At 53.4% G+C, this 9,381-nt stretch carries 10 protein-coding genes; all 10 read left to right on the top strand.

Annotated elements, in window-relative coordinates; translation table 11 throughout:
* On the top strand, nucleotides 1-325 hold a 325-nt coding region (locus J1785_RS07040), incomplete at its 5' end, for a DUF2919 family protein (RefSeq protein ID WP_217219112.1).
* Nucleotides 326-475: 150 nt separating this feature from the next.
* Nucleotides 476-1,099: an RpoE-regulated lipoprotein gene (locus J1785_RS07035; protein WP_217138982.1), complete on the top strand. Its 624-nt coding sequence runs from the start codon at nucleotides 476-478 to the stop codon at nucleotides 1,097-1,099.
* A 105-nt stretch (nucleotides 1,100-1,204) separates the two neighbouring features.
* The gene (locus tag J1785_RS07030; RefSeq protein WP_217219111.1) at nucleotides 1,205-2,104 is read left to right on the top strand and encodes a Dyp-type peroxidase; all 900 of its coding nucleotides are present in this window, start codon (nucleotides 1,205-1,207) and stop codon (nucleotides 2,102-2,104) included.
* A 211-nt stretch (nucleotides 2,105-2,315) separates the two neighbouring features.
* The gene (locus J1785_RS07025) at nucleotides 2,316-3,356 is read left to right on the top strand and encodes a sulfate ABC transporter substrate-binding protein (RefSeq protein ID WP_129952191.1); all 1,041 of its coding nucleotides are present in this window, start codon (nucleotides 2,316-2,318) and stop codon (nucleotides 3,354-3,356) included.
* A complete protein-coding gene (gene cysT / locus J1785_RS07020) occupies nucleotides 3,356-4,186 on the top strand; it encodes a sulfate/thiosulfate ABC transporter permease CysT (RefSeq protein ID WP_129952192.1) in 831 nt (276 codons plus the stop codon). The genes J1785_RS07025 and cysT overlap by 1 nt, the downstream gene beginning before the upstream one ends.
* Nucleotides 4,186-5,061 (top strand): sulfate/thiosulfate ABC transporter permease CysW, encoded by an 876-nt coding sequence (gene cysW, locus J1785_RS07015; RefSeq protein WP_129952193.1) that lies wholly within the window; start codon nucleotides 4,186-4,188, stop codon nucleotides 5,059-5,061. The genes cysT and cysW overlap by 1 nt, the downstream gene beginning before the upstream one ends.
* Nucleotides 5,051-6,145, top strand: coding sequence for a sulfate/thiosulfate ABC transporter ATP-binding protein CysA (gene cysA / locus J1785_RS07010; RefSeq protein ID WP_129952194.1), 1,095 nt, complete (start codon nucleotides 5,051-5,053; stop codon nucleotides 6,143-6,145). Before cysW ends, cysA begins: the two co-directional genes overlap by 11 nt.
* A gap of 115 nt (nucleotides 6,146-6,260) precedes the next feature.
* Complete coding sequence (gene cysM / locus J1785_RS07005) at nucleotides 6,261-7,145, top strand: cysteine synthase CysM (RefSeq protein WP_129952195.1); 885 nt, start codon at nucleotides 6,261-6,263, stop codon at nucleotides 7,143-7,145.
* A gap of 102 nt (nucleotides 7,146-7,247) precedes the next feature.
* A complete protein-coding gene (locus tag J1785_RS07000; protein ID WP_129952196.1) occupies nucleotides 7,248-7,931 on the top strand; it encodes a response regulator transcription factor in 684 nt (227 codons plus the stop codon).
* Entirely contained in the window at nucleotides 7,912-9,270 is a 1,359-nt protein-coding gene (locus J1785_RS06995; protein WP_217219110.1) for an ATP-binding protein, read from the top strand. Before J1785_RS07000 ends, J1785_RS06995 begins: the two co-directional genes overlap by 20 nt.
* The last annotated feature ends 111 nt before the right edge of the window (nucleotides 9,271-9,381 follow it).

Raw genomic sequence — 9,381 nt, 5'->3', positions numbered from 1 at the left:
GCAGGGCAGTGACCTGTTGGCGTTGTTTTATCCTGAGTCGCAAAATTTCTGGTCCGGAATGTTACTCGGATTGCCACCCGCGCTGTTGTTTTTACTCAGCGGGCGTCGTCATGTATGGCCGCGTATCTGGCAGGCTGGTTACTGGTTGCTGCTGGCTGGCATGTTTGTCACATTTGCCTTGCAGGGGCTGGGGTTATGGCAAAGTACAGATACGATTTCCGGCGTGGATATCGTGCTGGCCTTGCTGGATGCAGCGGCGCTGGCTTACTGGCTCATGAGCCGCCGTCTGCGCGCCTGTTTTGATGCCACGCGCCGTCTGGCCTGATGCATATTCCATTCGGGGATGAACTTTTTAACCAGAAAAGTACTCGAACTGGCGCTAAACCCTCATGCATAAATAAACAATAATTTCACTGCCGGTTTATCCGCCAGGCCGCACCGGCCGACGGGAACGGGGAGTCAAGGAGTGTACCGAATGACTGTTCGCATACGGGTTCGCCCGATGTTGCTGGCGCTGCCGTTAATTCTTACGGGCTGTTCATCACTGTCTAACATGTCGTGGCCAGATATTTCCTGGTCGGGTATGAATCCGCTTAACTGGTTTGGCAGCAGCCTGACAGTCAGCGATAAAGGCGTGGGCGGAATAACCAGCAGCACACCGCTGACAGAAACAGCCGTTAAAGACGCGCTGGACGGCGACTATACCCTGCGCAGTGGGATGTCGATGAGCGATGGAAAAATGCTGAGTTTCTACCAGGCGATGGACGGCAAAGACGTGAAAATGTCCATCAGCGGTGAGCCGAAAGGCAATGTGCAACGCGTTGATGTGGTGGATCCGAAAGTTGAAAGTGAATGGGGGGTCAAAATCGGCACACCTTTCAGCACCCTTTACAGCAAGGCCTTCGATGTCTGCGTCAAAGGCGAAGGGGATGATGCCGAAAACGTCGAGTGTAAAGCGCCGCAAAGTGCTCATGTAACCTATGTGTTCAGCGGTATCTGGCATGGTCCGGATTCGCTGATGCCTTCGGATGATGCCCTGAAAGACTGGAAGGTCAGCAAAATCATCTGGCGTGCTAATCCGGCGAATAACGCGCAATAAAACGGGAATCTGTGTTTAAAAAGCCCTCAATGCCTTGCCTTCGCGCAAGGCATTTTTATTGACATCCGGTATGATGTCGCCGGTCAAATTAACGAGGATGAGAAAATGACTCAGGTTCAGAGCGGCATTTTACCCGAACATTGCCGTTTCGCGATTTACATCGAAGCGAAAGCTCAGGGTGACCTGGATGCGCTCCGGCAGGGCTGCCGTGCATTTGTGGCCGTACTGGAAGACATGCAGAAAAAATTTCCCGCAGAACATCCTGGTGCGGTCATTGCCTTTGGCAACGATGTATGGCGTGATTTATCCGGCAATCAGGGTGCAGAAGAACTGAAACCTTTCGAGCCGCTGGGCAACGGGCTGGCACCGGCGACGCAGCGTGATATGTTGCTGCATATTCAGTCGCTGCGTCATGACGTGAATTTTGCGCTGGCACAGGCGGCATTAAAAGCATTCGGCAGTTCAATCACTGTCGAAGAAGAAACTCACGGATTCCGTGCGCTGGAAGAACGTGACCTCAGTGGTTTTGTCGACGGCACTGAAAACCCGAAAGCAGAAGCCCGCGCTCAGGTGGCCATTATCCCTGAGGGTAGCGTCGATGCCGGTGGCAGTTACGTGATGGTCCAGCGCTGGAAACATAATCTGGTGCAATGGGAACGCTTCACTGTGCAACAACAGGAAGAAGTGATAGGGCGTACTAAAGAAACGGATGAAGAGCTGGATTCAGAAACCCGTCCGGCCACCTCCCACGTCAGCCGCGTTGATCTGAAAGAAGACGGCAAGGGCCTGAAAATCCTGCGCCAGAGCCTGCCTTACGGTACGGCCAGTGGTGAACACGGCTTGTATTTCATCAGCTATTGCGCCCGTTTGTGGAATATTGAGAAACAACTGCTGAGCATGTTTGGCGATCTTGATGGCAAACGCGATGCTATGCTGCGCTTCACCCGTCCGGTGACCGGCAGCTATTATTTTGCCCCCTCCCTGACCCGCCTGTTAGCGCTTTAACACCTCCCGGCGCGTTCCGTTGCGAACGCGCTGTTTCTGTCCCTCCTGTTATTCCCTTCGCGTTTGTTAACGTCTTATAGCTTTTCATGCTTGGAAATCACCAAATGGTATATAAAACCGTTACAGCCTGACCCTCAGTTATAAATACACTGTGTAATATTGAGCGGTTCATATGCGTATCGCAAATCGATGAATTCACCAAAGGCTGAGCATGAAAACAGAAACGGGATTTGTTAAAGCGTGGTTTACAGGCAGCCTGCTTAAAGGATCTGTCGCGGCAGTGTTGCTGGCCAGCGGGGCGGCTTCGGCCACTGAATTGCTCAACAGCTCTTATGATGTCTCCCGTGAACTGTTTGCCGCATTGAACCCGCCTTTTCAGAAACAGTGGGCGGACCAAAATAATGGCGACAAACTCGATATCAAACAGTCGCATGCCGGTTCGTCCAAGCAGGCACTGGCCATTTTGCAGGGACTTAAGGCCGATGTGGTCACTTACAATCAGGTGACGGATGTGCAGATTTTGCATGACCGTGGCAATCTGATCCCGGCCAACTGGCAAAGCCGTCTGCCTAATAACAGTTCGCCGTTCTATTCAACCATGGCGTTTCTGGTGCGCAAGGGCAATCCAAAAAATATTCACAGCTGGGACGATTTAGCGCGTCCGGGCGTGAGCCTGATTTTCCCGAATCCTAAAACCTCCGGTAATGGCCGTTATACCTATCTCGGTGCCTGGGGCGCCTTCAATCTGGAGGATAATAAAAACCAGGCGCAGACCCGCGAAAAGATGGCGAGTTTCCTGAAAAACGTGCAGGTATTTGATACCGGCGGCCGTGGCGCCACCACCACTTTTGTCGAACGCGGACTGGGTGATGTACTGATCAGTTTCGAATCGGAAGTGAACAACATCCGTAAGCAGTACGGTGATGATAAATACGAAGTCATTGTTCCGAAGGTGGATATCCTGGCGGAGTTCCCGGTCGCCTGGGTGGATAAAAATGTCGAGAAAAATGGCACAGAGAAAGCTGCAAAAGATTATCTGAATTATTTGTGGAGCCCGCAGGCGCAGAAAATCATCACCAGTTTTAACTACCGTGTGTATGACAAAACAGCAATGGCGGCAGCGAAAGAGCAGTTCCCGGCAACTAAATTGTTCAAAGTTGAAGATCAGTTCGGTGGCTGGCCACAAGTGATGGAAACCCATTTCAGTACCGGCGGTGAGCTGGACAAACTGTTAGCGCAAGGTCACAAGTAATGTTGTTGTCGAGCAAACGCGTATTACCCGGATTTACCCTGAGCCTCGGCAGCAGTTTGTTGTTCGTGTGCCTCGTGCTGTTGCTGCCGCTGAGTGCGCTGGTGATGCAGTTGTCACAAATGACACTGGCGCAATATTGGGATGTCATCACCAACGGTCAGGTGGTGGCGGCCTATAAAGTGACGCTGCTGGCGGCAGGTGTGGCGAGTATTTTTAACTGTTTCTTCGGCATGCTGATGGCATGGATCCTGACCCGTTATGAGTTCCCCGGTAAAAGCCTGGTGGATGGTCTGATGGATTTACCGTTTGCCCTGCCGACGGCCGTGGCCGGTTTAACGCTGGCAGGATTGTTTTCTACCACCGGTTTTTACGGTCAGTGGCTGGCGCATTTTGATATCAAAGTAGCGTATACCTGGCTGGGTATTGCCGTGGCGATGGCATTTACCAGCATCCCGTTTGTGGTTCGTACCGTGCAACCGGTGCTGGAAGAATTAGGCCCGGAATATGAAGAAGCCGCTGAAACACTGGGTGCATCGCGCTGGCAGAGCTTCCGTCGTGTGGTGTTGCCCGAAGTGATGCCATCGCTTCTGGCGGGTACGGCGTTGTCCTTTACCCGCAGTCTGGGAGAATTCGGCGCGGTCATTTTCATCGCCGGTAACATTGCGTGGAAAACCGAAGTGACCTCACTGATGATTTTTATTCGCTTACAGGAATTTGATTACCCGGCAGCCAGCGCCATCGCTTCGGTGATCCTCGCGGCATCGTTGCTGCTGTTGTTTGCGATTAATACCTTACAGAGCCGTTATGGCCGTCGTCTGGGAGGCCAGTAATGTCTGATGTTCCGGCTTTTGCAGGCGAAAAGCGCCAGCGTATTGACTGGGTCAAATGGTCACTGATCGGCACCGGTGTGCTGATTTGTGTTCTGTTGTTGCTGATCCCGATGATTAGCATTTTCGTACTCGCGGTTTCCGACGGCCTTGCTGCCGTGTGGAAGAACCTGTCTGACACTGACATGTTGCACTCCATCTGGCTGACGGTGCTGATGGCGCTGATCACCGTGCCGGTTAACCTGATTTTCGGCACACTGCTGGCCTGGCTGGTGGCCCGCTTTAATTTTCCGGGACGTCAGCTGTTACTGACGCTTATCGACATTCCGTTCGCGGTGTCGCCGGTGGTGGCAGGGCTATTGTATCTGCTGTTTTACGGCACCAACGGTCCGATTGGCGGCTGGCTGGATGCCCATAATATTCAGTTTATGTTCGCCTGGCCGGGTATGGTGATGGTGACAGTATTTGTCACCTGTCCGTTTGTTATCCGTGAGCTGGTGCCGGTGATGTTAAGCCAGGGCAGTCATGAAGATGAAGCGGCAGTGTTGCTGGGGGCGTCAGGCTGGCAGATGTTCCGCCGCGTGACATTACCGAATATCCGCTGGGCATTGTTATACGGTGTGGTGCTGACCAACGCCCGCGCCATTGGGGAGTTTGGCGCAGTATCGGTAGTGTCCGGTTCTATCCGTGGCGAAACCTACACGCTGCCTCTACAAGTCGAATTACTGCATCAGGATTACAACACTGCAGGCGCGTTTACTGCCGCTGCGCTGTTAACCCTGATGGCAATTGTCACATTATTTCTGAAAAGCGGCCTGCAATGGCGTCTGAAGCGCCACAATGACCGTCTTGAGCGGGAGGGAAGTCATGAGCATTGAAATTAACGGTATCAACAAATATTTTGGCCGCACTAAGGTGCTCAATGATATCTCGCTCGATATTGCTTCCGGAGAGATGGTTGCGCTGCTCGGGCCTTCCGGTTCAGGTAAAACCACGCTGCTGCGTATTATCGCCGGGCTGGAAAATCAAAACGCCGGCCACCTGAGCTTCCACGGCAAAGACGTGACGCGCCTTCATGCCCGCGATCGTCAGGTCGGTTTTGTATTCCAGCATTACGCGCTGTTCCGTCATATGACCGTGTTCGATAATATCGCGTTTGGTCTGACGGTGTTGCCGCGCCGCGAGCGTCCGGATGCCGGTGCGATCAAACAGAAAGTCACTAAATTGCTGGAAATGGTGCAGTTAGGCCATCTGGCAAACCGTTATCCGGCACAACTTTCCGGTGGTCAGAAACAACGTGTGGCACTGGCGCGTGCGCTGGCGGTTGAACCGCAAATTCTGCTGCTCGATGAACCCTTTGGTGCACTGGATGCACAGGTGCGTAAAGAGTTGCGCCGCTGGCTGCGGCAGTTACATGAAGAACTGAAATTTACCAGCGTGTTCGTGACGCACGATCAGGAAGAAGCCATGGAAGTGGCTGATCGTGTGGTGGTAATGAGCCAGGGCAATATCGAACAGGTCGGCGCACCGCAGGAAATCTGGCGTGAACCGGCAACCCGTTTCGTGCTGGAATTCATGGGTGAAGTCAACAAGATCAGCGGTGAAATCCGGGGCTCTCAGCTGTACGTCGGTGCATACCACTGGCCGCTGGATAACCCGCCGCTGCATCAGGGCGCAGTCGACTTATTCCTGCGTCCATGGGAAATGGAAATTACGCCGCACAGTACAGCGCGTTGCCCGTTGCCGGTGAAGGTGCTCGAAGTCAGCCCGCGTGGCCATTTCTGGCAGCTTATCGTGCAGGCCGAGGGCTGGCACGACGAACCGCTTTCGGTTGTGCTTTCCGAAACACACGGTAACAGCGCACCTCAGCGCGGCGATCGGTTCTATGTCGGCGGGCTGAATGGCCGTCTGTATGCGGGCGACCAGCCTCTGCAACCCGTTGCGTTAGCGAAGAGTGCCTGATATTTTTTGATCAGAATTTTTCTCAGGGCGGTCATCGGGCCGCCCTTTTTATCGTCTGATATCTGTTTATGTATTTTTTATCGGCAGATATAACTTTTTAATATAAGGCGGGCCCGTGAGTACGCTCGAACATTACATCGGCAATACCCCTCTGGTGAGATTACAGCGTCTGACGCAGGGCCTGGACAGCGAGATTTGGGTTAAGCTGGAAGGGAATAATCCTGCCGGATCGGTAAAAGATCGTGCCGCACTGTTTATGATTGAGCAGGCGGAAAAACGGGGTGAAATTCGCCCTGGTGATACGCTGATTGAAGCCACAAGCGGAAATACCGGGATTGCGCTGGCGATGATTGCTGCACTCAAAGGCTACAAGCTGAAATTGCTGATGCCGGAGAATATGAGTCTCGAACGTCAGGCATCGATGCGGGCGTATGGTGCCGAACTGTTGCTGGTCAGTCGTGCGCAGGGCATGGAAGGCGCGCGCGATCTTGCTTTGGAAATGGAAAAACAGGGGCAGGGGAAAGTGCTGGATCAGTTTAATAACCCTGATAATCCGCTCGCGCATTTCACGACAACAGGCCCTGAAATCTGGCAACAGACGCACGGACGGATCACCCATTTTGTGTCCAGCATGGGCACCACCGGCACCATTACCGGTGTCAGCCGTTATCTGCGCAGCCAGCATGCTGGCGTCAGGATTGTCGGGTTGCAACCTTCTGAAGGCAGCAGTATTCCCGGTATACGCCGCTGGCCGCAGGCCTATCTGCCGGGCATTTTCAATCCGGAACTGGTCGATGAAGTGATGGATATGGGACAAAACGAAGCAGAAGATACCATGCGGGCGCTGGCGCGGTCGGAAGGTATCTTCTGTGGGGTGAGTTCCGGCGGCGCGGTAGCGGGTGCGTTGCGCGTGGCCAGAAGCCATCCGGGCAGCGTGATAGTGGCGATTATTTGTGATCGCGGTGACCGTTATTTATCCACTGGGGTCTTTAATGTTTAATTCTATATTCAGCTGTTGAATGTAAAATTAGAGTAAAAGCGGCTGCGAATGGCTGGCTTAGTGGTAAAAATGACCAAAATTTTAGCCAGGCGGAAATGAACAATGAAAATTTTATTAGTCGATGACGACCTTGAATTAGGCACCATGCTCAGTGAATACCTGATTGCAGAAGGTTTTGATGCGTCTCTGGTGCTGACCGGTAAAGCGGGTGTGGAAGGTGCGATGTCTGGCGAATACACCGCGATGATCCTGGATATTATGCTGCCAGACATGAGCGGTATTGATGTATTGCGTCAGGTGCGTAAAAACAGCCGGCTGCCGATCATCATGCTGACCGCGAAAGGGGACAACATTGATCGCGTCATCGGCCTGGAAATGGGGGCGGATGATTATATGCCGAAACCGTGCTATCCACGTGAACTGGTGGCACGTTTGCGTGCTGTATTGCGTCGTGTGGAAGAACAGCAGCAATCACACGCTGATACGTCCTCGGTCAACTATGGTGATCTGACGCTGAATCCGGCGACCCGGAGCAGTGAATGGCGCGGCGTGCCCTTCGATCTGACCGCTTCTGAGTTCAACCTGCTGGAATTACTGTTGCGTTCGCCTGAACGTGTGGTCTCCAAAGATGAATTGTCGGAAAAAGGTCTCGGGCGTCCGCGTGAAGCGTATGACCGCAGTATTGATGTGCATATCAGTAACATCCGCCAGAAACTGGGGTCACTTGAAGGTGGCGATATGCTGACTATTGAAACGGTGCGCAGCATTGGCTATCGAATCCGCTAAACGACTGCGCGGCAGGTTGTTCTGGAAAATATTGCTGGGTTTCTGGTTTACTTTCGTGGCAATCGCTCAGGGGCTCTGGGTGGTTTTTGCTTTCTACAATCCGCATGAACCGCCGGAAAGTGGTATTGCCCGCCGGTTTGTGAAACTTCAAATTACTTCGGCTGTGTCCACGCTGCATTCCGGCGGTATGCCTGCACTGAATGCCATGATTGCTGACTGGCCGCAAGATGACCGGCAGTTCTTTTCGGTGTCACCGTCTTTGCTGCCGGCAAAAGGTAGCAGCATGCAGGAGCTTGAGCCCGGAAAAACGCCGCATGAAGTGGTGGAGTTTGTGCAGGGGCCCGACGGCCAGGGTTACCGTCTGCGTTATGACGTGGCGGGGCTGATGGATGAATACCGGCCACGAAAGCACCACCGCGAACTGCTGAATATGCCACCGCCATTGTTGTGGCTGGGCGGGCTTGGCGGGTTGCTGTTCAGTGCCGTTCTGGCGTGGAACCTGACACGGCCGATGCTGCAAATGCGTAAAGCTTTTGATCGGGTGGCGCAAGGCGATTTATCGGTACGTCTGTTTAGCAGCATGGGTAAGCGGCACGATGAGTTGTCCGAAGTGGCGCGCGATTTCGACTCGATGGCTGAACGCCTGCAAGTGCTGGTCAGGGCGCGGGAAGAGCTGTTGCATGATGTCTCGCACGAACTGCGCTCCCCGCTGGCGCGCTTGCAACTGGCCATCGGTCTGGCGCGGCAGAATCCGTCGAACGTCGAAAGCTCCCTGAGCCGCATAGAACACGAGGCGGGGAGGCTGGATAAAATGATCGGCGAACTGCTGGCGTTATCGCGCACCGAAAGCAGTGAAATTCCTGATGAAGAGTACTTTGATCTCTACGGGCTGGTGGAAGCCGTGGTTAACGATGCGCGCTATGAAGCGCAGTTGCCGGGTGTTGAAATTGCGATGTATCCCCCGTCTCCGGATAACCTGGATTACACGGTAAAAGGCAATGCTGAACTGATGCGTCGTGCGGTAGATAACGTGGTGCGTAATGCGCTGCGCTTTTCGGCCCGCAGGCAAACTATCAGTGTTTCACTGGCACAGATTGAGCAGTATTTGCAGATTGAAGTGGCCGATCAGGGGCCGGGTGTGGAAGAGGATAAGCTTTCGAGTATCTTTGACCCGTTCGTGCGCGTGAAATCGCCGCTGTCAGGCAAAGGCTATGGCCTTGGGCTGGCTATCACCCGTAAAGTGATGTTGGCCCATGAAGGTAAAGTGGATGCCCGTAACGCGCAGCCTCATGGGCTAATTATCAGCCTTCAAGTCCCGCACTGGAAACCTGCGTCATAATCCGGGCTGAAGATGCATTGGGGCCAGCGCAAGCGCTGTTCAAAAAGCTATAGCCTTTTGTCCTGTCACTCTAATTATTTTGCGAACAGATATTTACAGGCAATAAAAAAC

Origin of the sequence: Rahnella perminowiae (assembly GCF_019049755.1) — a bacterium.
Lineage (GTDB): Bacteria > Pseudomonadota > Gammaproteobacteria > Enterobacterales > Enterobacteriaceae > Rahnella > Rahnella perminowiae.
The sequence above is the reverse complement of the archived record's forward strand: the minus strand, read 5'-3'. Positions and strand labels throughout refer to the sequence as shown.

What these genes read in the sequence shown, in the direction of transcription:
- J1785_RS07000 (WP_129952196.1), top strand. Translation starts at nt 7,248, where the DNA reads ATGAAAATTTTATTAGTCGATGACGACCTTGAATTAGGCACCATGCTC.
- J1785_RS07035 (WP_217138982.1), top strand. Translation starts at nt 476, where the DNA reads ATGACTGTTCGCATACGGGTTCGCCCGATGTTGCTGGCGCTGCCGTTA.
- J1785_RS07030 (WP_217219111.1), top strand. Translation starts at nt 1,205, where the DNA reads ATGACTCAGGTTCAGAGCGGCATTTTACCCGAACATTGCCGTTTCGCG.
- cysA (WP_129952194.1), top strand. Translation starts at nt 5,051, where the DNA reads ATGAGCATTGAAATTAACGGTATCAACAAATATTTTGGCCGCACTAAG.
- J1785_RS07025 (WP_129952191.1), top strand. Translation starts at nt 2,316, where the DNA reads ATGAAAACAGAAACGGGATTTGTTAAAGCGTGGTTTACAGGCAGCCTG.
- cysW (WP_129952193.1), top strand. Translation starts at nt 4,186, where the DNA reads ATGTCTGATGTTCCGGCTTTTGCAGGCGAAAAGCGCCAGCGTATTGAC.
- cysT (WP_129952192.1), top strand. Translation starts at nt 3,356, where the DNA reads ATGTTGTTGTCGAGCAAACGCGTATTACCCGGATTTACCCTGAGCCTC.